The organism is Geodermatophilus ruber, from assembly GCF_900114385.1.
Taxonomy (GTDB): Bacteria; Actinomycetota; Actinomycetes; order Mycobacteriales; family Geodermatophilaceae; genus Geodermatophilus; species Geodermatophilus ruber.
In genome coordinates, this window is the sequence record NZ_FOSW01000006.1 from 87289 (window position 1) to 113918 (window position 26630).

23 protein-coding genes and 1 riboswitch are annotated in these 26630 nt (G+C 74.3%); of the genes, 6 read left to right on the forward strand and 17 right to left on the reverse strand.

Going from position 1 to position 26630, the window contains the following annotated elements:
- Positions 1-107: 107 nt before the first annotated feature.
- Positions 108-857, reverse strand: coding sequence for an SIR2 family NAD-dependent protein deacylase (locus BMZ50_RS11430; protein ID WP_091324393.1), 750 nt, complete (start codon positions 855-857; stop codon positions 108-110).
- Entirely contained in the window at positions 854-1876 is a 1023-nt protein-coding gene (locus tag BMZ50_RS11435; RefSeq protein ID WP_177212757.1) for a phosphatase PAP2 family protein, read from the reverse strand. The genes BMZ50_RS11430 and BMZ50_RS11435 overlap by 4 nt, the downstream gene beginning before the upstream one ends.
- A 246-nt stretch (positions 1877-2122) precedes the next feature.
- Here BMZ50_RS11435 and BMZ50_RS11440 point away from each other — a divergent pair, with 246 nt between their 5' ends.
- From BMZ50_RS11440 to BMZ50_RS11455, 4 genes are all read left to right on the forward strand, one after another.
- Positions 2123-4951 carry an aconitate hydratase gene (locus tag BMZ50_RS11440; RefSeq protein WP_091324394.1) on the forward strand — a complete coding sequence of 943 codons (2829 nt, stop codon included), beginning with the start codon at positions 2123-2125 and terminating at the stop codon, positions 4949-4951.
- 6 nt (positions 4952-4957) lie between these two features.
- The gene (locus BMZ50_RS11445) at positions 4958-5704 is read left to right on the forward strand and encodes an SDR family oxidoreductase (RefSeq protein ID WP_091324397.1); all 747 of its coding nucleotides are present in this window, start codon (positions 4958-4960) and stop codon (positions 5702-5704) included.
- A complete protein-coding gene (locus BMZ50_RS11450; RefSeq protein ID WP_091324399.1) occupies positions 5704-6411 on the forward strand; it encodes a sirohydrochlorin chelatase in 708 nt (235 codons plus the stop codon). Before BMZ50_RS11445 ends, BMZ50_RS11450 begins: the two co-directional genes overlap by 1 nt.
- Before the next feature lie 75 nt (positions 6412-6486).
- Positions 6487-6554, forward strand: a riboswitch (guanidine-III (ykkC-III) riboswitch).
- A 10-nt stretch (positions 6555-6564) separates the two neighbouring features.
- On the forward strand, positions 6565-6879 hold the full coding sequence (locus BMZ50_RS11455; RefSeq protein WP_091324402.1) for a DMT family transporter: 315 nt from the start codon (positions 6565-6567) through the stop codon (positions 6877-6879).
- Between the two features lie 43 nt (positions 6880-6922).
- Here BMZ50_RS11455 and BMZ50_RS11460 read toward each other — a convergent pair whose 3' ends face one another.
- The 6 genes from BMZ50_RS11460 to BMZ50_RS11485 all read right to left on the reverse strand — a co-directional run bounded on the left by BMZ50_RS11460 (position 6923) and on the right by BMZ50_RS11485 (position 12991).
- Positions 6923-7756 carry a sulfurtransferase gene (locus BMZ50_RS11460; RefSeq protein WP_091324405.1) on the reverse strand — a complete coding sequence of 278 codons (834 nt, stop codon included), beginning with the start codon at positions 7754-7756 and terminating at the stop codon, positions 6923-6925.
- Positions 7753-8217, reverse strand: coding sequence for an SgcJ/EcaC family oxidoreductase (locus BMZ50_RS11465; RefSeq protein WP_091324409.1), 465 nt, complete (start codon positions 8215-8217; stop codon positions 7753-7755). The genes BMZ50_RS11460 and BMZ50_RS11465 overlap by 4 nt, the downstream gene beginning before the upstream one ends.
- Positions 8218-8234: 17 nt before the next feature.
- Entirely contained in the window at positions 8235-10127 is a 1893-nt protein-coding gene (locus BMZ50_RS11470) for an ABC transporter ATP-binding protein (protein WP_091324411.1), read from the reverse strand.
- Positions 10128-10190: 63 nt separating this feature from the next.
- Positions 10191-10940 (reverse strand): enoyl-CoA hydratase/isomerase family protein, encoded by a 750-nt coding sequence (locus BMZ50_RS11475; RefSeq protein ID WP_245753576.1) that lies wholly within the window; start codon positions 10938-10940, stop codon positions 10191-10193.
- A gap of 23 nt (positions 10941-10963) precedes the next feature.
- The gene (locus tag BMZ50_RS11480; RefSeq protein ID WP_091324416.1) at positions 10964-11191 is read right to left on the reverse strand and encodes a helix-turn-helix domain-containing protein; all 228 of its coding nucleotides are present in this window, start codon (positions 11189-11191) and stop codon (positions 10964-10966) included.
- Positions 11192-11389: 198 nt separating this feature from the next.
- Complete coding sequence (locus BMZ50_RS11485; protein WP_091324419.1) at positions 11390-12991, reverse strand: ABC-F family ATP-binding cassette domain-containing protein; 1602 nt, start codon at positions 12989-12991, stop codon at positions 11390-11392.
- Positions 12992-13116: 125 nt separating this feature from the next.
- On the opposite strand from BMZ50_RS11485, the gene BMZ50_RS11490 reads away from it, so the two are divergent.
- Together BMZ50_RS11490 and BMZ50_RS11495 are read left to right on the forward strand one after the other, a co-directional pair.
- Positions 13117-15225 carry an SCO7613 C-terminal domain-containing membrane protein gene (locus tag BMZ50_RS11490; RefSeq protein ID WP_091324422.1) on the forward strand — a complete coding sequence of 703 codons (2109 nt, stop codon included), beginning with the start codon at positions 13117-13119 and terminating at the stop codon, positions 15223-15225.
- Positions 15226-15291: 66 nt separating this feature from the next.
- Complete coding sequence (locus BMZ50_RS11495) at positions 15292-17058, forward strand: SCO7613 C-terminal domain-containing membrane protein (RefSeq protein ID WP_143087158.1); 1767 nt, start codon at positions 15292-15294, stop codon at positions 17056-17058.
- 71 nt (positions 17059-17129) lie between these two features.
- Here BMZ50_RS11495 and BMZ50_RS11500 read toward each other — a convergent pair whose 3' ends face one another.
- The 9 genes from BMZ50_RS11500 to BMZ50_RS11540 form a co-directional block, all read right to left on the reverse strand.
- A complete protein-coding gene (locus BMZ50_RS11500; protein WP_091324428.1) occupies positions 17130-17516 on the reverse strand; it encodes a metal-sulfur cluster assembly factor in 387 nt (128 codons plus the stop codon).
- On the reverse strand, positions 17513-17995 hold the full coding sequence (sufU, locus tag BMZ50_RS11505) for a Fe-S cluster assembly sulfur transfer protein SufU (protein WP_091324430.1): 483 nt from the start codon (positions 17993-17995) through the stop codon (positions 17513-17515). Before sufU ends, BMZ50_RS11500 begins: the two co-directional genes overlap by 4 nt.
- Positions 17996-17997: 2 nt before the next feature.
- Positions 17998-19335 (reverse strand): cysteine desulfurase, encoded by a 1338-nt coding sequence (locus BMZ50_RS11510; RefSeq protein ID WP_091324433.1) that lies wholly within the window; start codon positions 19333-19335, stop codon positions 17998-18000.
- A complete protein-coding gene (gene sufC / locus BMZ50_RS11515) occupies positions 19332-20105 on the reverse strand; it encodes a Fe-S cluster assembly ATPase SufC (RefSeq protein WP_091324435.1) in 774 nt (257 codons plus the stop codon). Before sufC ends, BMZ50_RS11510 begins: the two co-directional genes overlap by 4 nt.
- A gap of 15 nt (positions 20106-20120) precedes the next feature.
- A complete protein-coding gene (locus tag BMZ50_RS11520) occupies positions 20121-20474 on the reverse strand; it encodes a Rieske (2Fe-2S) protein (protein ID WP_091324436.1) in 354 nt (117 codons plus the stop codon).
- Between the two features lie 2 nt (positions 20475-20476).
- On the reverse strand, positions 20477-21694 hold the full coding sequence (gene sufD, locus BMZ50_RS11525; RefSeq protein ID WP_218146212.1) for a Fe-S cluster assembly protein SufD: 1218 nt from the start codon (positions 21692-21694) through the stop codon (positions 20477-20479).
- Entirely contained in the window at positions 21694-23136 is a 1443-nt protein-coding gene (gene sufB, locus BMZ50_RS11530; RefSeq protein ID WP_091324438.1) for a Fe-S cluster assembly protein SufB, read from the reverse strand. The genes sufD and sufB overlap by 1 nt, the downstream gene beginning before the upstream one ends.
- Positions 23133-23966, reverse strand: coding sequence for a helix-turn-helix transcriptional regulator (locus BMZ50_RS11535; protein ID WP_091324439.1), 834 nt, complete (start codon positions 23964-23966; stop codon positions 23133-23135). The genes sufB and BMZ50_RS11535 overlap by 4 nt, the downstream gene beginning before the upstream one ends.
- Positions 23967-24069: 103 nt before the next feature.
- Positions 24070-26589 carry an ATP-dependent Clp protease ATP-binding subunit gene (locus BMZ50_RS11540; protein ID WP_091324441.1) on the reverse strand — a complete coding sequence of 840 codons (2520 nt, stop codon included), beginning with the start codon at positions 26587-26589 and terminating at the stop codon, positions 24070-24072.
- Positions 26590-26630: the final 41 nt, after the last annotated feature.

A 26630-nucleotide genomic window follows, 5' to 3' on the forward strand; every position in this document is an offset into this window, starting at 1 on the left:
GTCACCGGCTGCCCGCGCGGGGTGCCCGACAGCCGCTCGACGTGGTCCCCGTCACGCTATCGGCCGCCCCGGGACGCGACGAGCGGAGCGCGGCCCGGGCCCCGCCGTCAGGAGGCCAGCAGGCGGGGCAGCGAGGTGCCGATCGGCTCCCGGACGACCAGGTCGGCCAGCCGGTCGTAGGGGGTGGGGTCGGCATTGACCACCACGACCCGCGCCCCGGCGCCGGCGGCGAGGTCGGTCAGGCCGGCGGCCGGGTGCACGGTGAGCGAGGTGCCGGCGGCGAGGAAGACGTCGCAGTCGACGGCGGCGGTCGCGGCCGCGTCGATGACCGCGGGGTCCAGCGCCTGACCGAAGCTGATCGTCGCCGACTTGAGGATGCCGCCGCAGGCCTGGCAGGCGGGATCGGGTTCCCCGGCGTCCACCCGGGCGAGCGCGGCGGCCATCGTCGTCCGGTCGCCGCAGGACAGGCAGGCCACCTCGTGCACCGTGCCGTGCAGCTCGTGGACCAGCTCCGGCGCGGACCCCGCCTGCTGGTGCAGCCCGTCGATGTTCTGGGTCACCAGCGCGCGCAGCCGGCCCCGGCGCTCGAGGTCGACCAGCGCACGGTGCGCCGCGTTGGGCCGCGCGCCCCACGGGTGCGCCCGCCGTGCCTGCCAGGCCCGGCGGCGGATCTCGGGGTCGGCGACGTAGTACTGCAGCGTCGAGAGCTCCTCCGCCTCGGGGTCGCGGGTCCACACACCCTGCGGCCCGCGGAAATCGGGGATGCCGCTGTCGGTGGAGATGCCGGCGCCGGTCAGCACGGTGATCCGGCGGGCGGCGGTCAGCCAGTCCGGCAGCGGCCGGGGGACGGCGCTCACCCCTCCACGGTAGGTGTGGCGGGCGCGCTCTCCGGGTCCCGCGCTCCCGGCCGCACCCGGCGCGCGACCCCGGCCAGCACCGGCCCGGCCCGGGCCGCCACGAGGACGACCCCGCCGGCGTAGAGCGCCCCCAGCACCGTGTCGATCACGTAGTGCTCCCCGGCCCACACCAGGACCAGCGGCATCAGCACCGCGTAGGCGACCAGCGCGGCGCGCTGCCAGACCCGCCGCGCGGCCGGGAAGAGCACCAGGCAGGTCAGCACCGCGAACGCCGTGTGCAGGGAGGGCACCGCCGCCACCTGGTTGACCTGCCCCTGGCCGGCGGCCAGCAGCGCGCCGGCCCGGGGCAGGCCGAGCGCCTCCCAGCCCACGCCGCTGAGCCGCTCGACCGGCTCGATGACCCCGTCGCGGGCGGCCAGCCACGGGGGCGCGGCCGGGTAGAGGACGTAGGTGACCAACCCGGCGGCGGAGAGGGCGACGACCAGCCGGGCGAACCGCAGCCAGCGTGCCCGGTCCCGCACCCACAGCACCGCGAGCACCAGCGGGGTGACGACGAAGTGGCTGCCGTAGACCAGCGCCGCGAACGCCTCCCACCAGGTGGCGGCCCAGTGCTGCTGCAGCACGACCGTCGGGAGGGCGCCGCCGGCGAGCCACCGGTCGACCGCCGCGGGCTCCGTGATGTGCACGGGCACCCCCAGCCCGTCCGCCAGTCCCCGGCTCACGTCGTAGACGAGCAGCAGGGCCACCAGGGGCAGCCAGTCGGCGAGCAGCCGGTAGACCGAGCGGAGCCCCCCGGCGACGGCGTGCACCGCCAGCCCGGCCAGCACCCAGCCCAGCAGGACGACGCGGTCGGTGGGGAGCCCCGTGACCAGGCAGGTGGTGGCGAAGGCCAGGGCCAGCCCGGCCCAGAGCAGTCGCCGCAGGTGCCGGCTGCGCGGGCTCGGGTTCCCCGCCCCCTCGACCGCCATGGGGGTGGCTGGGATCGCCGTGGTCGGCGCCGTGGGGTCGACCGCGGTCATGGCGGGGGACGCTAGGGCGCGGACGGGCCCCCGACCAGCGACTCACCGTTCCGTTCACCCGGTGGCGTCATCCCTGGTGCGCCCGGGGCGGTTGGGACGAGGCCGGCCCCGCGCCCGTCGCCAGGACCAGTGAGCGGGGTCACGGGCGAAGGTCAGGGTCGCCTCACCGCGTGCTGCCGCTGCCGGGCTGGGATGATCGGGGGTGGTCAAGAGGCCGCAGCGATCCAGCGAGGGGTAGGCGCAGCAGTGGCAGCCAGCAAGGACAGCTTCGGAGCCCGGTCGACGCTGAGCGTCGACGGCACCGACTACGACATCTACCGGCTCGACGCGGTGCAGGGCGCCGAGAAGCTGCCCTTCAGCCTGAAGGTCCTCCTCGAGAACCTGCTGCGCACCGAGGACGGCGCGGACATCACCGCCGACCACATCCGGGCGATCGCCAACTGGGACCCGAACGCCGAGCCCGACCAGGAGATCCAGTTCTCCCCGGCCCGCGTGGTCATGCAGGACTTCACCGGCGTCCCCTGCATCGTCGACCTCGCCACCATGCGCGAGGCCATGGCCGAGCTCGGCGGCGACCCGCAGAAGATCAACCCGCTGGCCCCGGCCGAGCTGGTCATCGACCACTCCGTCATCGCCGACGTCTTCGGCACGCCGGAGTCCTTCGAGCGCAACGTCGAGATCGAGTACGAGCGCAACGGCGAGCGCTACCAGTTCCTGCGCTGGGGCCAGGGCGCGTTCGACGACTTCAAGGTCGTCCCCCCGGGCACCGGCATCGTGCACCAGGTCAACATCGAGCACCTGGCCCGCGTGGTCTTCCCGCGCCAGGAGGGCGACCGCACCGTCGCCTACCCCGACACCTGCGTCGGCACCGACTCGCACACCACGATGGTCAACGGCCTGGGCGTGCTGGGCTGGGGCGTCGGCGGCATCGAGGCCGAGGCCGCGATGCTCGGCCAGCCCGTCTCGATGCTCATCCCCCGCGTGGTCGGCTTCAAGCTGACCGGTGAGCTGCCCGACGGCGCCACCGCGACCGACCTGGTCCTCACCATCACCGAGATGCTGCGCGCGCACGGCGTCGTCGGGAAGTTCGTCGAGTTCTACGGCGCCGGCGTCTCCGCCGTGCCGCTGGCCAACCGCGCCACGATCGGCAACATGAGCCCGGAGTTCGGCTCCACCGCGGCGATGTTCCCCATCGACGAGGAGACCATCACCTATCTGAAGCTCACCGGCCGCTCCGAGGAGCAGGTGAAGCTGGTCGAGGCCTACGCCAAGGAGCAGGGCCTCTGGCACGACCCGTCACGCGAGCCGGCGTTCTCCGAGTACCTGGAGCTCGACCTGTCCACGGTCGTCCCCTCCATCGCCGGCCCGAAGCGCCCGCAGGACCGCGTGTCGCTGAGCGACGCCAAGGCGTCCTTCCGCGAGGCGCTGCCGACCTACGCCCCGGTCGACCAGATGCAGCAGGACCCGGACGACGCCCCCCGTGACACCGAGTCCCAGATCGACGAGGCGCTGGAGGAGACCTTCCCGGCCTCCGACCCGATCGCGGAGACCCACGGCAACGGCGAGGCCGGAAGGCCCCACCACGTCACCCTCCCCACCGCGGCCGCCGACCGGCCGTCCAAGCCCACCAAGGTGGTCCTGGAGGACGGGACGGAGACCTACGTGGACCACGGCCACGTGACCATCGCGGCCATCACCTCCTGCACCAACACCTCGAACCCGCAGGTGATGATCGGTGCGGCGCTGCTGGCGAAGAACGCCGTCGAGCGTGGCCTGACCAGCAAGCCGTGGGTGAAGACGACGCTGGCCCCCGGGTCGAAGGTCGTCATGGACTACTACGAGAAGGCCGAGCTCACCCCGTACCTGGAGAAGCTCGGCTTCTACCTCGTCGGCTACGGCTGCACGACCTGCATCGGCAACTCGGGCCCGCTCCCGGAGCCGGTGTCGGCCGCGGTCAACGAGGCCGACCTCGCCGTCGTCTCGGTGCTCTCGGGCAACCGCAACTTCGAGGGCCGGATCAACCCCGACGTCAAGATGAACTACCTGGCCAGCCCGCCGCTGGTCATCGCCTACGCGCTGGCCGGCTCGATGGACATCGACATCACCACCGAGCCGCTGGGGCAGGACACCGAGGGCAACGACGTCTTCCTGCGCGACATCTGGCCCTCGCCGCAGGAGGTCCAGCGGGTCATCGACCACGCCGTCTCGGCGGAGCAGTTCGGTCGCAGCTACGAGGACGTCTTCGCCGGCACCGAGCAGTGGCAGGCGCTGCCCACCCCCGAGGGCGACACCTTCGAGTGGGACGAGCAGAGCACCTACGTCCGGCGTCCCCCGTACTTCGAGGGGATGCCGGCCGAGCCGGCCCCGGTCGAGGACATCACCGGCGCCCGCACCCTCGCGGTGCTCGGTGACTCGGTGACCACCGACCACATCTCCCCGGCCGGTTCGATCAAGGCCGACAGCCCCGCGGGCAAGTACCTGCGCGAGCACGGCGTGGACCGCCGCGACTTCAACTCCTACGGCTCCCGGCGCGGGAACCACGAGGTGATGATCCGCGGCACCTTCGCCAACATCCGGCTGCGCAACCAGCTGGTGCCGGGCACCGAGGGCGGCGTCACCAAGAACCACCTGACCGGCGAGACGACGACGATCTACGACGCCTCGCAGGCCTACCAGGAGGCCGGCATCCCGCTGGTCGTCCTGGCCGGCAAGGAGTACGGCTCGGGCTCGTCGCGCGACTGGGCGGCCAAGGGCACCGCGCTGCTGGGCGTCAAGGCGGTCATCGCCGAGAGCTACGAGCGCATCCACCGGTCGAACCTGATCGGCATGGGCGTGCTGCCGCTGCAGTACCCGGAGGGCCAGAACCGCGAGTCGCTGGGCCTGACCGGCGACGAGGAGTTCACGATCACCGGGATCACCGAGCTCAACGAGGGGCGCACGCCCCGGACGGTGAAGGTCAAGGCCGGCGACGTGGAGTTCGACGCCCGCGTCCGCATCGACACCCCCGGCGAGGCGAACTACTACCGCAACGGCGGGATCATGCAGTACGTCCTGCGCTCGCTGCGCAGCGCCTGATCCCGGATGGACCTGGGTCTGGGCGGTCGCGGTTACCTGCTCACCGGCGCGAGCCGAGGGCTGGGTTTCGCGACCGCCCGGGCCCTGGTCGACGACGGGGCGCGGGTGCTGGTCAGCTCGCGCTCGCAGGACTCCGTGGCCGCCGCCGTCGCCGCGCTCGGCGGGGCGCCGGCGGCGCACGGGCTGGCCGGCGACCTGGCCGATCCCGGCGCCGCCGAGCGGCTGGTGGACGGCGCCCGGGAGCGGCTCGGCCGGGTCGACGGCGCGCTGATCTCGGTGGGCGGCCCGCCGGCCGGCACCGTGCTCGAGACCGGGGAGGAGGACTGGCGGGCCGCCTTCGAGAGCGTCTTCCTGGGCACGTTGCGGGTGGTCAGGTGCCTGGTCCCGCACCTGGGCGAGGGCGCTGCCATCGCCCTCGTGCTCTCCACGTCGGTCCGCCAGCCGATCCCGCACCTGGCGATCTCCAACGGGCTGCGTCCGGGGCTGGCGATGACGGCGAAGGCCCTGGCCGACGAGCTGGGGCCCCGCGGCATCCGGGTGCTCGGGCTGCTGCCCGGCACGATCGCCACCGACCGGACCACCAGGGTGTACGGCACCGAGGGGCTCTCCCGGGTGGCCGCCGATATCCCGCTGCGCCGCGTCGGCCGCCCGGAGGAGTTCGGCAAGGTCGCGGCCTTCCTCCTCTCCCCCGCCGCGTCGTTCGTGACCGGGACGATGGTCCCGGTGGACGGCGGCATGCTGCGGTCTCCCTGATGACCGCACCGGTGCTGGTCGCCTGCGCGCACGGCACCCGCAACGCCACCGGGCGGCGGCTCGTCGCCGAGCTGGCGCTCGCCGCGCGGGCGCAACGGCCCGGCCTGGTGACGACGGCGGCCTTCGTCGACGTCCAGCCCCCCACCGTGGCCGACGTCGTGGCCGGGCTCACCGCGGAGGGCCGGCCCGCCGTCGTCGTGCCCCTCCTGTTGTCCGGGGGCTACCACGTGCACGTCGACATCGCGCGGGCCGTGGAGTCGGCGCCCGGTGCCCGCGCCGCGCGGCCGCTGGGGCCCGACCCGCGGCTGGTCGACGTCCTGCACGACCGGCTGCTCGATGCCGGCGCCGACCCCGGCGCCCCGCGGACGGCGGTCGTCCTGGCCGCCGCCGGCTCCAGCGATCGCCGGTCGGTCGCCGACGTGGAGCGCACCGCGGCCCTGCTGCAGCAGCGCTGGGCCGGGCCGGTGACGATCGGCTACGGCTCGGCGGCGCGGCCGGCGGTGCCCGACGCGGTCGCCGCGGCCCGCCGGGCGGGCGCGGACCGGGTCGTGCTGGCCGCCTACCTGCTGGCGCCGGGGCACTTCCACGACAAACTGGCCGCGGCCGGCGCCGACGCGGTCACCGCCCCGCTGCTGCCCGACCAGCGGATCGCCGCCGTGCTGCTCGACCGCTACGACGCGGCCCTCGCCCCACCCCCGCCCGCCTGACCCCGCCCGCCCGACCCGCCCTGCGCCGTGGCCACGGCCTGCCCGGGGAAGCCGCCTGCGCCGGTGGTGAGAGCATGAGTGCGGGCCCCGACCGGCCCCCGGACGAGCGGTGCCGTACCCGGTGAGCGACAAGACGGCGCCCGTGGAGGCGTCGTGGCCTGGGTTGTCCTGGTGCTGTCGGGTGTGCTGGAGGCCGTCTGGGCCACCGCGCTCGGCCGCTCGGAGGGTTTCAGCCGGTTGACCCCCTCGATCGTCTTCGCCGTCGGGCTCGTGCTGAGCATGGCCGGGCTGGCCTACGCGATGCGCGAGCTGCCGGTGGGGACGGCCTACGCCGTGTGGGTCGGCATCGGCGCGGTGCTCACCGTGGTCATCGCCATGGTCTCCGGCCAGGAGGCGGTGACCGCGGTGAAGGTGCTGCTCCTGGCCGGCATCATCGGCTGCGTGGTCGGGCTCAAGCTGCTGCACTGAGCCGGGGCCTCCCCGCTCCCCGCTGACCCGGCCGCCGGGCCGGTCAGCCCGGTTCGGGGCCGGTGGCCGCCGGGCGGGCGGGGTCGTTCGCCCACTGCGACCACGACCCCGGCCACAGCGCCGCCTCGATCCCGGCCACCGCCAGCGCCGCCACTGCGTGGGCGGCCGCGACCCCGGAGCCGCAGTAGGCGGCGACCGGCTGTCCCGGCCGCGCCCCCAGCTCGGCGAACCGCTCACGGAGTACAGCGGCTGGAAGGAACGTGCCGTCGCCGGCCAGGGTGTCCGTCGCCGGTGCACTCACCGCACCCGGCACGTGGCCCGCCCGCGGATCGACCGGCTCGACCTCCCCGCGGTACCGCTCGCCGGCCCGGGCGTCCAGCAGGGCGCCGCCGGAGGTCGGCAGCGCGGCCGCCTCGTCGATCGAGACGACCGGCATGCCCCCGCCGGTGAGGGTGACGTCGCCCGGCGCGGGCTGCACGTGCCCGGACTCGATCGGGCCGCCGGCGCGGCGCCAGGCCGCCAGCCCGCCGTCCAGCAGCCGGACGTCCTCCAGCCCGGCCCAGCGCAGCAGCCACCAGGCCCGTGCCGCCGCCGATCCCCCGGCGTCGTCGTAGACCACCACCGGATCACCGTCGCGCAACCCCCACCGCCGCGCCGCGGACTGCAGCCGCTGTAACGACGGCAGCGGGTGCCGGCCCTCCGCGGCCGACGGCGGATCGCTCAGCTCGGTGTCGAGGTCGACGTAGACCGCCCCGGGCAGGTGACCGGCGAGGTAGCGGTCGTGGCCGTGTGGGTCCCCGAGGGCCCAGCGGACGTCGAGCAGCACGCCCCGGTCAGGACGCCCGAGCAGCTCCCCCGCCGGCACCAGCACGCTCATGACGGGGCCAGCAGCCCGCGCAGTTCCCGGGTGAGGGCGTCGCGGGCCGCCGTCCGGCCGTGCCAGGCCGCCGGGGTGGCCTGGAGCAGGGCGATCCGCCAGCGTTCGCTGCCCTCGTCGACCGCGACCATCGTGTGCACCGTGTGCAGGTCGGGGTCCAGGTCGCTGCCGCCCGGCGGGATCATCCCCGCGTGGGCCAGCAGCATCGCCGCCCCCGGGGCGACCGGCCGCACGGAGCGGACGAGGGCCACGTAGGAGGGCGTCTGGTGGCTGCCGAAGACCTGCCGCAGATCGGCCGCGATCGACAGCCGGCCGCGGTGGTGGGTGCCGTCGAACCCGATGATGTCCCCGTCGTCGGCGAACCCGGCAGCGACCGCTGCGCCGCTCCGCCTGTTCCAGCCGTCGATGAACTGGGTGTAGAGCGCGGTGATCCGGTCCTCGGCGGGGTGTACGGCTGTCACGGGAGTGACGCTAGTGGTCAGGCCGCGCCGACCGTTCGATGCTCGCCGTCGGCGAACTGGGTGCGGTACAGGTCGGCGTAGCGCCCCCCGAGCGCCAGCAACTCTTCGTGCGTGCCCGACTCCATGATGCGACCGTCGTCGACCACGAGGATCCGGTCGGCGCTGCGGATGGTGGACAGCCGGTGGGCGATGACCAGCGAGGTCCGGCCGGTGAGGGCGGTGTCCAGCGCGTGCTGCACCGCCACCTCCGACTCGCTGTCCAGGTGCGCCGTCGCCTCGTCGAGGATGACGATCCCCGGCGCCTTGAGCAGCACCCGGGCGATCGCCAACCGCTGCTTCTCACCGCCGGAGAGCCGGTACCCCCGGTCCCCGACGACGGTGTCCAGGCCGTCGGGCAGCGAGCGCACCAGGCCGGCGATCCGGGCCCCGGCGAGGGCCGCCCACAGCTCCTCGTCCGTCGCCTCCGGCCGCGCGTAACGCAGGTTGGCGCCGATCGTGTCGTGGAACAGGTGGGCGTCCTGGCTGACCACGCCGATCGCGTCGCGCAGCGAGTCGAGCGTGACCCGCCGGACGTCCACCCCACCGACGCGCACGGCGCCGCCGGTGACGTCGTAGAGCCGTGGCACCAGGTGGGCGATCGTCGACTTGCCCGCGCCCGAGTGCCCGACCAGCGCGACCAGCTGGCCGGGTTCGACGCGGAAGGAGACGTCGTGCAGCACCGCCGTGGGCCCGCCGTGCTCGGGCAGGGAGACCTCCTCCAGGGAGGGCAGGGAGACCTCGGCGGCCGCCGGGTAGCTGAACGACACGTGCTCGAACTCGATCGACCGGTCCCCGGCCGGGACCGGCACCGCGTCGTCGGCCTCGCGGATCATCGGCGGGAGGTCGAGCACCTCGAAGACCCGGTCGAAGCTGACCATCGCGCTCATGACGTCGACCCGGACGTTGGACAGCGCCGTCAGCGGGCCGTACAGCCGCGAGAGCAGCAGCGCCAGGGCGACGACGTCACCGGGGCTGAGCGACCCGGTGAAGGCCAGCCAGCCGCCCATGCCGTAGACCAGGGCCGTCGCCAGCGCCGCGACCAGGGTCAGCGCGGTGAAGAAGGTGCGCCCGTACATCGCCGACAGGACGCCGATGTCGCGCACCCGGGCCGCCCGGCCGCGGAACCCCTCGGCCTCGACCGCGGGGCGGCCGAACAGCTTGACCAGCAGCGCCCCGGCGACGTTGAACCGCTCGGTCATCGTCGCGTTCATCGACGCGTTGAGCCCGTAGGACTCCCGGGTGATCTCCTGCAGCCGCCGGCCGATCCGCCGCGCGGGCAGCACGAAGACCGGCACCAGCACCAGCGAGAGGGCGGTGATCTGCCAGGACAGCGAGAACATCACCGCGGCGGTGAGCACCAGCCCGATGACGTTGGACAGCACGCCGGACAGGGTCGAGGTGAACGCCTGCTGGGCGCCGATGACGTCGTTGTTGAGCCGGCTCACCAGCGCGCCGGTCTGGGTGCGGGTGAAGAAGGCCACCGGCATCCGCTGGACGTGCTCGAAGACCCGGCTGCGCAGGTCGTAGATCACGCCCTCGCCGATGCGGGCGGAGAACCACCGGGTGGCCAGCGAGATGCCGGCGTCGAGCACCGCCAGCCCGGCGATGACCAGCGCGATCCGGACGATGTCGCCCGCCGTCCCGTCCAGACCGGCGATCCGGTTGATGATCTGCCCGGCCAGCAGCGGGGTGAGCACCCCGATGACCGAGGAGCCGATCACGAGCAGCACGAAGAACGTGAGGTCCCGCCGGTAGGGGCGGGCCACGCCGAGGATGCGGCGCACCGTGCCCCTGGGCAGCTCGCGCGCGGTCACCGAGGGGTCCCGGCGGAAGGAACGCATCGCTGCCATGGAGGTCATGGAGCCGTTCATGTCCACCACCTCCTTTCGAGCGGCCAACACCGCGGGTGGTCGGCCTGTTCCGGGGGCAGTGTCTCAGCGTCCTCCGACGAGATCGTGCAGCCGCCGGACCTGCGCGGCGCGCTCGGCGGCGTCCTGGGCCACCGCGCCGTTGTGCACGGCGGAGCGGATCAGCGCCGCGGTCTCCCGGCTGGCGCCGGCCGGCGGCGCGCACACGGCCGAGACGAACCCGGCGACGGCGGCGTCGAGCTCGTCCCGCGGGACGACGGCGTTGGCCAGGCCCATGGCCCGGGCCTCGGCGGCGTCGACGGGACGCCCGGTCAGGCACAGCTCCAGCGCGCGGGCGTAGCCGACCAGCTCGACCAGCGTGCTGGTGCCGGTGAGGTCGGGCACCAGGCCGAGGGTGACCTCGGGCAGCCGCAGCTGCGCGTCGTCGGTGAGGACCCGCAGGTCACAGGCGAGCGCCAGCTGCGCGCCCGCGCCGATCGCGTGCCCCTGCACGGCCGCGATCGACACGATGCCGGGCGAGCGCAGCCACCGGAAGCCGGCCTGGTAGCCGCGGATGCGCTCCTGGGCCTCCTCGGCGGGCAGCGCGACCAGCTCGGCGAAGCCGGCGGCGAGCGGATGCCCGGGCGTGAGGTGGCCCCGGTCCAGGCCGGCGGAGAAGGACCGGCCGGCCCCGCGCAGCACCACCACCCGGACCTCGTCGTCGAGGGAGTCCCCGACGGCGGCCAGCGCCTGCCAGGTGGCCGCCGTCTGCGCGTTGAGCTGGTCGGGGCGGTCCAGCGTGACGGTGAGGACGGCCCCCGCACGGTCCGCCCTCACCCAGCCGTCTGCTTCTCCTCCGGTCACGCCTTCTTACTATTCCGGTTGGCACCCCCGCGGCTGCGGAGGGTCGCCCCGGACTCCGACAGGAGACGGTGGACGAAGCCGTAGGACCGGTTGGTGGAGGTCGCCAGCGAGCGGATGCTCTCCCCGCCGTCGTACCGCTTGCGCAGCTCGTCGGCCAGGGAGCTCCGGTCGCCCCCGGTGATGCGCTTGCCCTTGCCGAGGTCCGCAGTGTTCGAGTCGGCCATGACTCCCCTCCGTCAGCGGCCGTCCGCGGACCGGGGTGATCCGCCGAGGCTGCTCGTCCCCATGGCGCCGGGTCCGGGTGACCTCGGCATCCCGCGACCCATGATCACCCAGGCCCGCGACTCCGGCCACGTGAAGAGCGACGACGTCCCCGGCGGGACGGCAACCGACCGCGGTGACGTCCGGAGGACGACGAGGTGTCAGGCCAGCTCGACCAGGTCGGCGAGGTCCTCGCTCCAGGCGTCCTCGGTGCCGTCGGGCAGCAGGATGACCTTGTCCGGGTTCAGGGCCCGCACCGCGCCCTCGTCGTGGGTCACCAGGACGATCGCCCCGGTGTAGGTGCGCAGCGCCTCGAGCACCTGCTCGCGGCTCGCCGGGTCGAGGTTGTTGGTGGGCTCGTCGAGCAGCAGCACGTTGGCCCCCGAGATCACCAGGGTGGCCATGGCCAGGCGGGTCTTCTCGCCGCCGGAGAGCGTGCCGGCCCGCTGGTCGACGGTGTCGCCGGAGAACAGGAACGCGCCCAGGATGCGCCGCAGCTCGGTGTCGGTGCTGTCCGGGGCGGCCGAGCGCATCACCTCGAGCAGCGAGCGGTCCAGGTCGAGGGTCTCGTGCTCCTGCGCGTAGTAGCCGATCCGCAGGCCGTGCCCGGCCTTGACCTCGCCGGTGTCCGGAGTCTCGGTGCCGGCCAGCATGCGCAGCAGCGTGGTCTTCCCCGCGCCGTTGAGCCCGAGGACGACGACCCGCGTGCCGCGGTCGACGGCGAGGTCGACGTCGGTGAAGACCTCCAGCGAGCCGTAGCTCTTGGACAGCCCCTCGGCGGTCAGCGGGGTCTTCCCGCACGGGGTGGGGGTCGGGAAGCGCAGCTTGGCCACGCGGTCGGAGACCCGCACGGCCTCGAGCCCGGCGGCCAGCCGCTGGGCGCGCTTGTCCATGCTCTGCGCGGCCTTGGCCTTGGTGGCCTTGGCCCGCATCTTGTCCGCCTGCGCGCTGAGCGCGTCGATCTTGCGCTCGGTGTTGGCCCGCTCCTGCTTGCGCCGGCGCTCGTCGGTCTCGCGCTGGGCCAGGTAGGGCTTCCAGCCGAGGTTGTAGACGTCGACGGTGGCCCGGTTCGCGTCGAGGTGCCACACCTTGTTGACGACGGCGTCGAGCAGCTCGACGTCGTGGCTGATCACGATCAGCCCGCCCTTGTGCGCGGCCAGGAAGCCCTTGAGCCAGCTGATGGAATCCGCGTCGAGGTGGTTGGTGGGCTCGTCGAGCAGCAGCGTCTCGGCGTCGGAGAAGAGGATGCGGGCGAGCTCCACGCGGCGGCGCTGGCCGCCGGAGAGGGTGCGCAGCGGCTGCGCGAGCACGCGGTCGGGCAGGCCCAGCGCCGTGCAGATGCGCGCCGCCTCGCTCTCGGCCGCGTACCCGCCGAGGGCGGCGAACTGGTCCTCGAGGCGGCCGTACCGGCGGACCGCGCGGTCGCGCTCCGCGTCGTCGGCGGGCTCGGCCATGGCCACCTGCGCCTTGGTCATCTGGGCCCGCAGCTCGTCCAGCCCGCGTCCCGAGAGCACCCGGTCGCTGGCGGTGATGTCCAGGTCGCCGCTGCGCGGGTCCTGCGGCAGGTAGCCGATCTCCCCGGAGACCTCCACGGTGCCGGCGTGCGGCAGCCGCTCCCCGGCGAGGGTGGTGAGGGTCGTCGTCTTGCCGGCGCCGTTGCGGCCGACCAGGCCGATGCGGTCCCCGGGCTGAACGCGCAGCGTGGCCTCGCTGATGAGGATGCGGGCACCGGCGCGCAGCTCGAGACCGGTCGTCGTGATCACTGATCCCAGGATAGGCGGTCTTCCCGCCCGCTTCCCCGAATGGCCGGGTGACATGGGCAGCACGGTTGTCCACAGGCGCGCTCCCGGCCCTCCCGCGCGGGCGCGCGGCACGCCACGATCCCCGCATGACCTCGCCGAACGGTCCGGCCTGGGCACCGCCGTGCCCGGTGTGCGGCGCGCCGAGCACCGGTGCGGGGCCGGCGCCCTGCCCGTCGTGCGGCCTGCCGGCCGCCGGCGAGGCGGCGCGTGTGGTGGCCCGCATCGGCGCGACCATCGACGAGCTGGCCCGCGACCGCGACCGGCTGGTGGCCACGCTGCGGGCCGCCGCGGCTCCCCCGGCGCCGCCGCCCTCCCCGGTCCCCGGACCGGTCGCCCCGGCGCCGCAGCCGCCCGCCCCGGCGCGGCGGCTCTCGATCGAGGAACCGCTGCCCGCCGTCCCGCCGTCACCGGCGAGCCGGGTCAGCCCGCAGCAGGTGCTCCTGGGCCTGGGCGCGCTGCTCGTGGTGGCCGCCGCTCTCGCCTTCGTCGCGGTGGCCTGGACCCGGCTCGGCCTGGTCTTCCAGGCGGCGGTGATGGGCACCGTCACGGCGACGGCCTGCGGCGCCTCGGCGTGGACGGCCCGTCGCGGCCTGCGGGCCACCGAGGAGGCGCTGGCCGGGGCCGGGGCAGCGCTGCTGGCCGTCGACCTCGGCGCGGCGCACGCACTCGGGCTCTGGGGCCTCGACGGCGTGCCGCCGCGGCTGTGGACGGCGGTCTCGTGCCTCACCGTCGCGGGCGCCGCGCTGGCCCTCGGCCGGCTGACCCGCAGCACGGTCACGTGGCCGCTGGCCGCCCTGCTGGCCGCCCAGCCGGTGCCGCTGCTGCTGGTGCCCGCGGGTGCCGAGGCGGCCGCGGTCGCCGCCGCCCTCGGCACCGCGCTGCTCGACGTGATCGTGCTGGTCCGGCTGCGGCCGGTCCTGGCGCCGGTCGCCCAGGTGCTGGCGGGGCTGGCCGGGGTGATCGCGGCGCTCGGCGGCGCGGCCGTCGCCTGGGCCGGCACGACGGTCGACGCGTGGACCGTCACCGCGCTGCTCGGCGGGGCGGGGGCGGTCGTGCCGCTGCTGCGGCGGGAGCCGCGGCTGGCGCAGCGGCTACCGGGGGCCGTGCCGGCCGCGGGGGCCGGTGCCGCGGTGCCCGCCGTCGCGCTGGCCGGGTCACTGGCCCGCTACGACGTCGCCGGCTGGACCGCGGCCGCGGCGACGGGCGTCGTCCTGCTCACTGCGGCGGTCGTCGTCGTGCGCCGGCCGGTGGCGCCGGCCGCGCTGCTTCCCGGCGGCGGGGTGCTCACCCTGCTCGGTGGAAGCCTGCTGGCGCTGGAGGGCCGGTACGGCGTGCTGGCCCTCGTCGTGCTCGCGGGCACCGTGCCCGCGGCGCTGGCCGCGGTCCGGCTGCCCGGCCTGCGCCCGCGGGCCGTGGTCGCCGCGCTGCTGTGCCCGGCCGGGGCGGTGCTGCTCGCCCGGGAGGAGGGCTGGTTGGGCACCGCCGTCGCCGGGCTGCTCGGCGTGCTGGTGGCCGTGGCCGGGTTCGCGCTGGCCGCCGTCCGGGCCGCCACCCCCGAGGAACGGGCCGCCGCCGGGGCGGCCGCCCTGGCCACGCTGGTCGCGGCGCTGACGACGGCCGAGAGCGGGGCGTGGGGGCAGACGGCCCTGCAGCTGGGCCTGGCCGGCGCCGCGGCCGGGGGCTACGCGCTGGTCGCCCACCGCCGCGATGTCGCGGCGCTCGCGGTCGCCGACCTGGTGGTCGCGAGCTGGGTCGCGGCGGCCGGTGCCGCGGTGGAGACGCCGGAGGCCTACACGCTGCCGGCCGCGGCGGGGCTGCTGCTCGTCGCCGTCCCCCAGCTGCGGGCCGGCCCCCGGTCGTGGGCGGCGGAGGGGCCGGCCGCCGGGACCGCCCTGGTGCCCTCGGCGCTGGTCGCGGTCGCCGAGCCGTCCGCGCTGCGCCTGCTGCTCGTCGTCGTGGCCGCAGCGGCGGTGACCGTGGCCGGCGCGCTCACCCACCGCCAGGCGCCGTTCGTGGTGGGCGCCGCGGCGCTGGCCTTCGTCGTCGTGGGGCGGCTGTCGCCGTACGCCCCGCTGGTCCCGCGCTGGCTGACGCTCGCCGTCGTGGGGCTGGCGCTGCTGCTGGCGGGCGCGACCTACGAGCGCCGGCGTCAGCAGGCCCGCGAGGCGTTCGCCTGGGTGGTGCAGATGCGCTGACGGCGGGCGGGCCGGGTGTGGTCCCCCTAGCGTGGACCGCACGCACGGACGCGGGAGGGGGACGTCGTGGGCTCTGCGCCGGTGCCGCCGCTCCCCTACCGCGCCCGCCCGGCCCAGCTGCTGCTCGTTGTCGGCGCGGTGCTCGTGGTCTGCGCCGGGGCGACGGCGGCCGCGGTGTTCGGCGGCGGCTCGGCGCGGATCCTGCTGCTCGCGCTGGCCGCCGCTGCGGCGGGCGCCTCGGCGTGGGCATCCCGGCTCCGGCTGCGCAGCACCGAGGAGATCCTGGCCGCCGCCGCCGTCGCGCTCGCCGTGCTGGGCGCCGCTGCCGAGACCTCACTGCTGGGCGGCTCGGTCCTCCCACCGCTGGCGCTGGGAGGGGTGTTCCTCCTGCTCTCCCGGCTGCTGCCCCGCCCGGTGAGCTGGCCGCTGGCCGCCTGGGCCGTGGGGCAGCTGGCCGCGCTGCGCGCCCTGGACGCCGGGCCCGCCGGCGTCCCGCGGACCCTCGCGCTGCTGACCGTCGCGCTCGTCGGGCTCGGCGTCGCGCTGACCGGACGGCGGCTGGTGGCCCGCGCCGCGCTGGTCACCACGGCGCCGTGGTGGGCCGCCGGGGCCCTCGGCGGTGTGGCGACCGCCTGGACCGGGGCCGCACCCGACCGCTGGGCGTGCGCCGCCTTCACGGTGGTGGCGGCCGCGGGGCTGCTCGTCGCCCGGCTGGCGCGGGACCTCGAGCCGCTGCTCGGCCCCCCGGTCACCGTCCCGGCGCTGGCCGGCGCGGTCGCCGCGGCCGGGGCCGGCGGCGCGCTGTCCGCCCCCGGGCCGGGCGGCGTCGTCCTCGCCGGGTACGCCGGGGTGCTGCTGACCGCGTGGGCGGCGGCGCGGCTGACCGGCTGGCCGCGCGGTCTGCTGCTGCCGGCGGCCGCCGCGGCCGGCGGCACGCTGGTCGCGCTGAGCGTCGGGCAGCTGGTCGCCGGGGGCCGGTGGCCGGCGCTGGCGCTGCTGCTCGTGCTCACCGCGCTGCCATGCCAGCTGGTGGCCGTCCTGCGGCCCGACGAGCGGCCGGCGGCCGTGCCGACCGCGGTCGGCTGCCTGGCCGGCGCCGCGCTGGTCGCGGTGCCGGCAGAGGTGCTGAGCCCCGCCGCGGCGGCCGGGGCGCTCGGCGTCCTGTACGCCGCCGCCCTCGGTGCTGCGTGGGTGCTGGAGCGGTCCGCCCGCCGGCCCACCCTCGCCGTGGGAGCGGTGTGCGCGGCCCTGGCGGTCGCCGTGCTCGTCGCCGCCGGCGCCCGGGGGCCGCTGGCCGCACTGCTGGCCGTCCAGGGCACGCTCACCTGCGTGTGGGCCCGCGCGGCGGGGCACGGCGCGTTCGCCCTCCGGGCCGGGGCCGCCCAGCTGGTGCTGGCCGCCTGGACGACCACCGCACTCGCCGGCTGGTCGGTCCCCGAGGTCTGGACGCTGCCGGCCGCGCTGGGGGTGCTGATCGCCGCCGGCCCGCGGCTGGTCAGCGGGCCCTCCTGGCCCGCGTGGGGGCCGGGCCTGCTGGTCGCCGCCGTGCCCTCGGTGGTCGCAGCGGTGGCCGCGCCGGGCAGCGTCCGGCCGGTGCTGGTGCTGCTGGTCGCGGCCGGGGTGATGAGCCTTGCGGCGTGGCGGGCGGTGCGCGCTCCGCTGGTGGTCGGCGCCGGTACCGCGCTCGCGCTGGCCGCGGGGCTGGCGCTGGTCGCGCTGCCGGCGCCGGTCACCGGCGCGCTGCTCGTGGGCGCCGCGCTCGTGGCGGTGGGCGCCCGGCGGGAGCGCCGTCCGGTCGCCGGCTTCGGCGCCCGCCTCGCCGAGATGCGCTGACCCAGCCGCGGGGGTGGGACGACGACGGCCCGCGTCCCCGGGCGGGGACGCGGGCCGTCAGGAGGCCGGGATCAGACGCGGAAGCCCAGGGCCCGCAGCTGCTCGCGACCGTCGTCGGTGATCTTGTCCGGGCCCCACGGCGGCATCCAGACCCAGTTGATCCGGATGTCGTCGACCAGGCCGGGGCCGGGGCCGCCGGTCAGCGCCTGGCGGGCCTGGTCCTCGATGACGTCGGTCAGCGGGCAGGCCGCCGAGGTCAGCGTCATGTCCAGGACCGCGACGTTGTTGTCGTCCACGTCGATGCCGTAGACCAGACCGAGGTCGACGACGTTCACGCCGAGCTCGGGGTCGACGACGTCGCGCATGGCCTCCTCGACGTCCTCGAGGAGGGCCGACTTGTACGCCGGCAGCTCGGCCGAGGTCCCGTGGCCGGTGGCGTTCTCGGTCGTCTCGCTCATGCGGTGCTTCCTCCGGTCGGGGTGGTGGGGTGGGCGACCGACAGAGCCCGGGCGCTGGCGTCCTTCAGGGCCATCCAGCTCATCAGTGCGCACTTGATGCGTGCGGGGTACTTCGACACCCCGGCGAAGGCGACGGCGTCCTCGAGGGAGTCCTCGAGCTTGTCGGCGACGGTGGTGTCCCCCTTGGACTGCATGAGGGTCATGAAGTCCTCACCGACGGCCAGCGCCTCCGGGACCGTCTTCCCGATCACCAGGTCGTACATCGCCGAGACCGACGCCTGGCTGATCGAGCAGCCCATGCCCTCGTAGGACACGTCGGCGAGCGTGTCACCGTCCAGGTGCACCCGCAGGGTCACCTCGTCCCCGCAGGTCGGGTTGACATGGTGCACCTCGGCCTCGAACGGCTCGCGCAGCCCGCGGCCGTGCGGGTTCCGGTAGTGGTCCAGGATGATCTCCTGGTACATCGACTGCAGCTGCAAGCTCAGTTCACCTCCGCCGGGTCCTGCGGGGCCACCCCGAAGAACTGCTGGGCCGCACGGACGCCGTCGGCCAGTGCGTCGATGTCGTCGTACCCGGTGTGCACGTAGAAGGTCGCCCGGGTCGTGGCCGGGACGCCGAAGCGGCGGATGACCGGCCAGGCGCAGTGGTGGCCCACCCGGACCTGCACGCCGCGGTCGTCGAGGACCTGGCCGACGTCGTGCGGGTGGATGCCCTCGACGGTGAAGGAGACCGCTCCCCCGCGGGCGACGGTGTCCGGCGGGCCGATCACCGTGACGCCGGGGATCTCGGCGAGCCTCTCCAGCGCGTAGGCGGTGAGCGCCTTCTCGTGCTCCTCGACCGCGTCCATGCCGAGGGCCTGCAGGTACTCGACGGCCGCGGCCAGCCCGATCGCCTGCGCGGTCATCGGCACGCCGGCCTCGAACCGCTGCGGCGGCGGCATGAAGGTGCTGCCCTCCATGCGGACCACCTCGATCATCGAGCCGCCGGTGAGGAACGGCGGCAGCGCGTCGAGCACCTCGTAGCGGCCCCACAGGACGCCGATGCCCGAGGGGCCGAGCATCTTGTGCCCCGAGAACACCAGGAAGTCCGCGCCGAGCTCGGTCACGTCCACCGGCTGGTGCGGCACCGACTGGGCGCCGTCGACCAGCACGAGCGCGCCGACCTCGCGGGCGCGGGCCACGATCGGCTCGAGCGGGTTCACCGTGCCCAGCAGGTTGGACTGCTGGGTGACGGCGACCAGCTTGGTCCGCTCGTTGACCACGGTGTGGAGGTCGGAGAGGTCCAGCCGGCCGTCGTCGGTCAGCCCGAGCCAGCGCAGCGTGGCGCCGGTCCGTTCGCACAGCTGCTGCCAGGGCACCAGGTTGGCGTGGTGCTCCATCTCGGTGACCACGATCTCGTCACCCTGGCCGACGGCGTAGCGGCGGAACTGCTCCTCCTTCGCCGTCGCGGCGTTGGAGAGCGCGTAGGCCACCAGGTTGATGCCCTCGGTGGTGTTCTTGGTGAAGACGATCTCCCGCTCGGGGGCGCCGATGAACGCACCGATGGTCCGCCGGGCGTGCTCGTAGCGGTCGGTGGCCTCCTCGGCGAGCTGGTGGGCTCCGCGGTGGACGGCGGCGTTGCAGGTCTCGTAGAAGTCCCGCTCGGCGTCGAGCACCGCGCGGGGCTTCTGCGAGGTGGCCCCGGAGTCCAGGTAGACCAGTGGCTTCCCGTCGCGGACGGTGCGCGACAGGATCGGGAAGTCCGCCCGGATCGCCTCGACGTCCAGAGGCAGGGGCGTCCTCTGCGCCCCGGCTCCGGGACGCGAGACGGTGGCGGTCATGCGGATGCGACCTCCGTGGAGCCCTTCACGTACGAGGCGTAGCCCTCGTTCTCCAGCTTCTCGGCCAGCTCCGGGCCGCCCTCCTCGACGATCCGGCCGTTGACGAAGACGTGCACGAAGTCCGGCTTGATGTAGCGCAGGATCCGCGTGTAGTGGGTGATCAGCAGCACCCCGACGTCACCGTCGGCGCGGGTGCGGTTGACGCCCTCGGAGACGATCCGCAGCGCGTCGACGTCCAGGCCGGAGTCGGTCTCGTCGAGGATCGCCACCCGCGGCTTGAGCAGCCGCATCTGCAGGATCTCGTGGCGCTTCTTCTCACCGCCGGAGAAGCCCTCGTTGACGTTGCGCTCGGCGAACGCCGGGTCCATCTCCAGACCGGCCATCTCGGTCTTGACGTCCTTGACCCAGCTGCGCAGCTTGGGCGCCTCGCCCTTCACGGCGGTGGCGGCGGTGCGCAGGAAGTTCGACACCGAGACGCCGGGGACCTCGACCGGGTACTGCATCGCCAGGAACAGGCCGGCGCGGGCCCGCTCGTCGACGCTCATCGCGAGGACGTCCTCGCCGTCGAGGGTCACCGTGCCACCGGTGATCGTGTACTTGGGGTGGCCGGCGATCGAGTAGGCCAGGGTGGACTTGCCCGACCCGTTGGGGCCCATGATCGCGTGCGTCTCGCCGGAGCGGACGGTCAGGTCGACGCCACGGAGGATCTCCTTGGCGTCGTCACCCTCGCCGACGCTCACGTGCAGGTCGCGGATCTCCAGCACGGACACTCTTCTTCTCGCTCCTCAGTTGCTGGCCGCGGCGGGGAGGCTGTCGTCGACCGACACGTCGACGTACACGTCCTCCCCCTCCACGCGGACCGGGTAGACGGGGACCGGCTCGGTGGCCGGCGGGTTGATGGGTGCGCCGCTGCGCAGGTCGAAACACGACCCGTGCAGCCAGCACTCGATGGTCGGGGCGCCCTTGAACTCCTCGACCTCGCCCTCGGACAGGGGGACCTCGGCGTGCGAGCAGACGTCCTCGAGCGCGTAGATCTCGCCCTCGAACCGGACGACGGCGATGTCGACGTCGTCCAGCTCCACCCGCAGCGCGCCCGGCTCGGGGACGTCGGACAGCGCGCAGACCCGCTCGAAGGCCATGATCAGGCCACCTCGACCGGCTGTTCGTCCAGGCCCGGCAGGGCACCGAGGCGGGCCTCGATCGAGCCCATCAGGCGGTCCTGCAGCGCCGGGACGCCGATGTGCTGGACGACGTCGGCGAAGAAGCCGCGCACCACCAGGCGGCGGGCGGTCTCGGCGTCGATGCCGCGCGAGCAGAGGTAGAACAGCTGCTCGTCGTCGAACCGGCCGGTGGCGCTGGCGTGGCCGGCGCCGACGATCTCGCCGGTCTCGATCTCCAGGTTGGGCACCGAGTCGGCGCGGGCGCCGTCGGTGAGCACCAGGTTGCGGTTGAGCTCGTAGGTGTCGGTGCCGGTGGCCGCCGGGCGGATGCGGACGTCGCCGATCCACACGGTGTGCGCGTCCTCGCCCTGCAGCGCGCCCTTGTAGAGCACGTTGCTGGTGCAGTTGGGCACCGCGTGGTCGACCCAGAGCCGGTGCTCCTGGTGCTGGGTCTCGTCGGCGAAGTAGACGCCGTACAGCTCGGCGGTGCCGCCGGGGCCGGCGTACTGCACGTTGCTGACCAGCCGGACCAGGTCGCCGCCGAGGGTGACCACGACCTGCTTGACGGTCGCGTCCCGGCCGACGACGGCGTCGAACTGCCCGCCGTGCACCGCGCCCGGGGCCCAGTCCTGGACCGACACCACGGTGACCTGCGCGCCGTCGCCGGCGAGCACGGCCACGCCGCCGGAGTAGCGGGCCAGGCCGGCGTGGTCGAGGACGACCGTCGCCTCGGCGAAGGCGCCGACCTCGACGACCAGCTGACCCCAGACGACGTCGTCGGAGCCGGTGCCCGACAGCCGCAGGGTGACCGGGCGGTCCAGCTGCGCCTCGGCCGGCACGCGGATGACGGCGGCGCCGCCGCTGCGCTGCCGGGTGAGCGCGGCCAACCGGTCGACCGGCTCGGGCAGGCCCTTGAGCAGTGGGTCGTCGGCCTCGACGCGGGTCAGCTCGACCCCCTCGGGCAGGTCGGTGTCCCACTGCAGGGAGGCGTCCGACGGCGCACCCTTCAGCAGCGGGCGGACGCGGCGCATCGGGGTGAAGCGCCACTCCTCCTCCCGGCCGGTGGGCTCGCCGAAGGCGTCGGGGTCGGTCGAGGTGAACCGCTCGGCCGGCGAACCGGTCGGCACCGGCCCGCCGTGCGAGTGGGCGCCCGCGGGAAGGCCCTCGGACGTGGTGCTGGTGTTTGCAGGGGCTGACATCAGCCGACGGCACCTTCCATCTGCAGCTCGATCAGGCGGTTCAGCTCGAGGGCGTACTCCATGGGCAGCTCGCGGGCGATCGGCTCCACGAAGCCGCGCACCACCATCGCCATCGCCTCGTCCTCGGACAGGCCGCGGCTCATCAGGTAGAACAGCTGGTCCTCGCTGACCCGGGAGACGGTCGCCTCGTGCCCCATGGCCACGTCGTCCTCGCGGACGTCGACGTAGGGGTAGGTGTCCGACCGGCTGATCGTGTCGACCAGCAGCGCGTCGCACTTCACCGTCGACTTGGAGCCGTGGGCGCCCTCGTCGATCTGGACCAGGCCGCGGTAGGAGGTGCGGCCGCCGCCGCGGGCCACCGACTTGCTCACGATGGTCGAGGAGGTGTTCGGGGCGGCGTGCACCATCTTGGCGCCGGCGTCCTGGTGCTGGCCCTCGCCGGCGAAGGCGATCGAGAGCACCTCGCCCTTGGCGTGCTCGCCGGTCATCCAGACCGCGGGGTACTTCATCGTCACCTTGGAGCCGAGGTTGCCGTCGACCCACTCCATGGTCGCGCCCTCGTGGGCGATCGCCCGCTTGGTGACCAGGTTGTAGACGTTGTTCGACCAGTTCTGGATGGTCGTGTACCGGCAGCGGGCGTTCTTCTTGACGATGATCTCGACGACCGCGGAGTGCAGCGAGTCCGACTTGTAGATCGGCGCGGTGCAGCCCTCGACGTAGTGCACGTAGGCGCCCTCGTCGACGATGATCAGCGTCCGCTCGAACTGGCCCATGTTCTCGGTGTTGATCCGGAAGTAGGCCTGCAGCGGGATCTCCACGTGCACGCCCTTCGGCACGTAGATGAACGAGCCACCCGACCAGGTGGCGGTGTTCAGCGCGGCGAACTTGTTGTCGCCGGACGGGATGACCGAGCCGAAGTACTCCTTGAAGAGGTCCTCGTGCTCCCTCAGCGCCGTGTCGGTGTCGAGGAAGACGACGCCCTGCTCCTCGAGGTCCTCACGGATCTTGTGGTAGACGACCTCGGACTCGTACTGGGCGGCGACACCCGCGACCAGCCGCTGCTTCTCGGCCTCCGGGATGCCCAGCTTGTCGTAGGTGTTCTTGATGTCCTCGGGCAGCTCCTCCCACGAGGTCGCCTGGGCCTCGGTGGAGCGCACGAAGTACTTGATGTTCTGGAAGTCGATGCCGGAGAGGTCCGAGCCCCAGTCGGGCATGGGCTTCCGGTCGAAGAGCTTCAGGGCCTTGAGCCGCCGCTCGAGCATCCACTCGGGCTCGTTCTTGCGGCGCGAGATGTCGCGGACCACGTCCTCGGAGAGGCCGCGGCGGGCGGAGGCACCGGCAACGTCGGCGTCAGCCCAGCCGTACTGGTAGCGGCCGAGCTGATCGATCTGCTCGTCCTGCGTCAGCGGCGCGCTGGTCACCGGCTGCTGGGTGCTGGTCATGCGGGCGTCCTCTCCCGATTCGTGGGGGTGAAGCTGGTGGACTGTGCGGTGCGCGGAGTCCGCGCTCCCTGCTCACCTGGTACAGGGCGCGCGGGGGCGGATCTGTTCCCCGTACGCGTGTGGTCCCGGCCGCCTGCATCCGCCGGCACGGGGCCGGGGATGTGTGTGGTGCAGACGCCGTCGCCGTGGGCGATCGTGGCCAGCCGCTGCACGTGGGTGCCCACGAGCCGGCCGATCACCTCGGTCTCGGCCTCGCACAGCTGCGGGAACTCCGCCGCCACGTGCGCCACCGGGCAGTGGTGCTGGCAGAGCTGCCCACCACTGGAGATGGCCGAGGCCGAGGCAGCGTAGCCCTCGGCCGTCAGCGCCGCGGCCAGTACCTGAGCCCGGTCGACCGGGGCCCCCGCGCCGTCGCTCGTGGCTCGCTCCACCGCGGTCGAGCAGCGCTGTTCCAGGCCGGAGAGCTGCTGCTCGGCCACCTCCCGCACCGCCTCGGGGCCGCCGTGCGCGGCGACGTGGCGCAGCGCGGTCAGCGCGAGGTCGTCGTAGGCGTGCGGGAACGCCGAGCGGCCGGCGTCGGTCAGGTGGAACAGGCGGGCCGGGCGGCCGCGACCGCGCCGGGTACCCGGCGCGTGCCACTCCTCGACCCGGCCGGCGGCCACCAGCGCGTCGAGGTGCCGGCGGACGGCGGCCGGCGAGACGCCCAGCCGCGTGGCGAGCTCGGCGGCGGTCTGCGCCCCGTGCTCGAGGAGGAGTGCGGTGACGCGGGCACGCGTGCGCCCGTCGTCGGCCGCGACCGACGGGCGCAGGTGCACCGCGAGGCTTTCCACAACACAAGTGTGTCCTATTTCGGCGACCTCGCAAGCAAGGGTGACCTAAGCCGCGCCTGGCCCATGATCTGCGTCACCGCCCCCGGACCGGGCTCCGGCCGGTTCAGGTCTGGCCGGAGGCCGCCGGCTCCCGCTCCTCGACCACGTCGAAGGCCAGGGCGTCGTCCCGGACGGTGACGCGCACCCGCTGACCCTGCTGCACCCGCCCCTCCAGCAGCAACCGGGAGATCGGGTTCTCGACCTCGCGCTGGATCAGCCGGCGCAGCGGCCGCGCGCCGAACTCCGGTTGATAGCCGTGCTCGGCCAGCCAGTCCACCGCCTCAGGGGTGAACTCGACCTGCAGCCCCTGGTTCGTCATCCGGCGGCGCGTCCGGTCGAGCAGCAGGTCCGTGATCTGCCGGAGCTGCTCGGCCTCCAGTCGCTGGAAGACGACGATCTCGTCGATCCGGTTGAGGAACTCCGGCCGGAACGACTCCCGCAGCCGCCGCATGAGCTGCTCGCGCAGCGTGTCCTGCTGCTGCACGCCGCTGCCGGTGAAGCCCAGAGGCTCCCGGCGCCCGACGATCAGCTCCGAGCCGAGGTTGCTGGTCATGATCAGGACGGTGTTCCGGAAGTCGACGGTGCGGCCCTGGGAGTCGGTGAGCCGACCGTCGTCGAGCACCTGCAGCAAGGTGTTGAAGAGATCGGGATGGGCCTTCTCGATCTCGTCGAGGAGCAGCACCGAGTAGGGGCGGCGGCGCACCGCCTCGGTGAGCTGCCCGGCGTCCTCGTACCCGACGTAGCCGGGCGGCGAGCCGACGAGCCGGCTGACCGTGTGCCGCTCCTGGAACTCGCTCATGTCCAGCCGGATCATCCGGTCCTCGGAGCCGAACAGGGCGGCGGCCAGCGCCCGCGCCAGCTCGGTCTTCCCCACACCTGTCGGGCCGAGGAACAGGAAGCTGCCGATCGGCCGGTTCGGATCCCCCAGGCCCACCCGGGAACGGCGCACCGCCTCGGCCACCACCTCGACCGCCTCGTCCTGCCCGATCACCCGCTCGTGCAGGTGCTGCTCCAGGTGCAGCAGGCGCTCCATCTCCTCCTCGGTGAGCTGGCTGACCGGGATGCCGGTGGCCCGCGACACGACCTCGGCGATGTCCTCCACCCCGACCTCCGGGACGACGGTCTCCCCGCTCCCACGGGCCTCGTCCAGGCGCTGCTGCGCCACGGTGAGCTGCTCCTTGAGCTGGGAGGCGCGCGCGTACTGCTCCGCTGCCACCGCCTGGTCCTTCTCCCGGTGCAACCGGGAGACCTCGTACTCGAGGCCCCGCAGGCCGGTCGGTGGGGTCTTGACCCGCCGCCGCACCCGCGCCCCGGCCTGGTCGATGAGGTCGATCGCCTTGTCGGGCAGGTACCGGTCGGTGATGTAGCGGTCCGACAGCTCTGCCGCCGCCACGAGCGCCTCGTCGGTGAACCGCACCTCGTGGTGGGCCTCGTAGCGGTCGCGCAGCCCCCGGAGGATCTCGACGGTCTCCTCGACGCTCGGCTCGGAGATCAGGACCGGCTGGAACCGCCGCTCCAGCGCCGCGTCCTTCTCGATGTTGCGGCGGTACTCCTCCAGCGTCGTGGCGCCGACGATGTGCAGCTCGCCGCGGGCGAGGGCCGGCTTGAGCATGTTCCCCGCGCCGGCCGATCCCTCGGAGCTACCCGCCCCGACGACGGTGTGCAGCTCGTCGATGAAGACGAGCAGCTCGTCGGAGTGCTCCCTGATCTCCTCGATGACCTTCTTGAGGCGCTCCTCGAAGTCACCGCGGTAACGGGTGCCGGCGACCAGGCCGGTCAGGTCGATCTCCACCACCCGCCGGCCGCGCAGCGTCTCGGGGACGTCGTCGTCGGCGATCTGCGCGGCGATCCCCTCGACGATCGCGGTCTTGCCGACGCCGGCCTCGCCGATCAGCACCGGGTTGTTCTTGCGCCGCCGGGAGAGAACCTCGAGGGTCTGCTCGATCTCGTCGTCCCGCCCGACCACCGGGTCGATCTTCCCGTCGCGGGCCAGCGCGGTCAGGTCACGGCCGAACTCGTCCAGCGTCGGCGTGCTGGACGGCGGCTGCCCGCCCCCGGGCGCCATCCCCCCGCCCATGGCCGCCTGGCGCAACGTCTCCGGCGTGATGTTCATCGCCCGCAGGATCCGGCCGCCCGGCGAGTCCGGGTTGACGGCGAGGGCGAACAGCAGGTGTTCGGGGCCGATGTAGGTCGAGCCCAGCGCCCGCGCGATCTGGTGGGCGTCGAGCAGGGCGCGCTTGGCGGCCGGGGTGAGGGCCGGCGGCTCGGTGCGCGGCTCGCCGCGCCGGCCCAGCCCGTCGAGCTGCTCCCGCAGGTGGTCGGGGTCGGCGCCCGCCCGCATGAGCAGGTGCCGCGTCGACTCCTCCTCGGTCAGCGCCCAGAGCAGGTGCTCGGTGTCCAGATCGGGGCTGCCGGTCTCCGCAGCCCGCCGCGCGGCCGCGTTCACCAGCTCCCGGCCCTGCTCGCTCAGCAGCTGGCCGAGGTCGATCCGGTGCCTGGGTTGTCCCGGGCCACCGCTGAGGTAGCGCGAGATGAAGTCGTCGTACGGGCCGCCGTAGCCGCCGGGAAAGGTGCCGCTGCTCATGCGAGCCCTCCACAGGACGGTCGTCCGGGGCCCACGGCTGA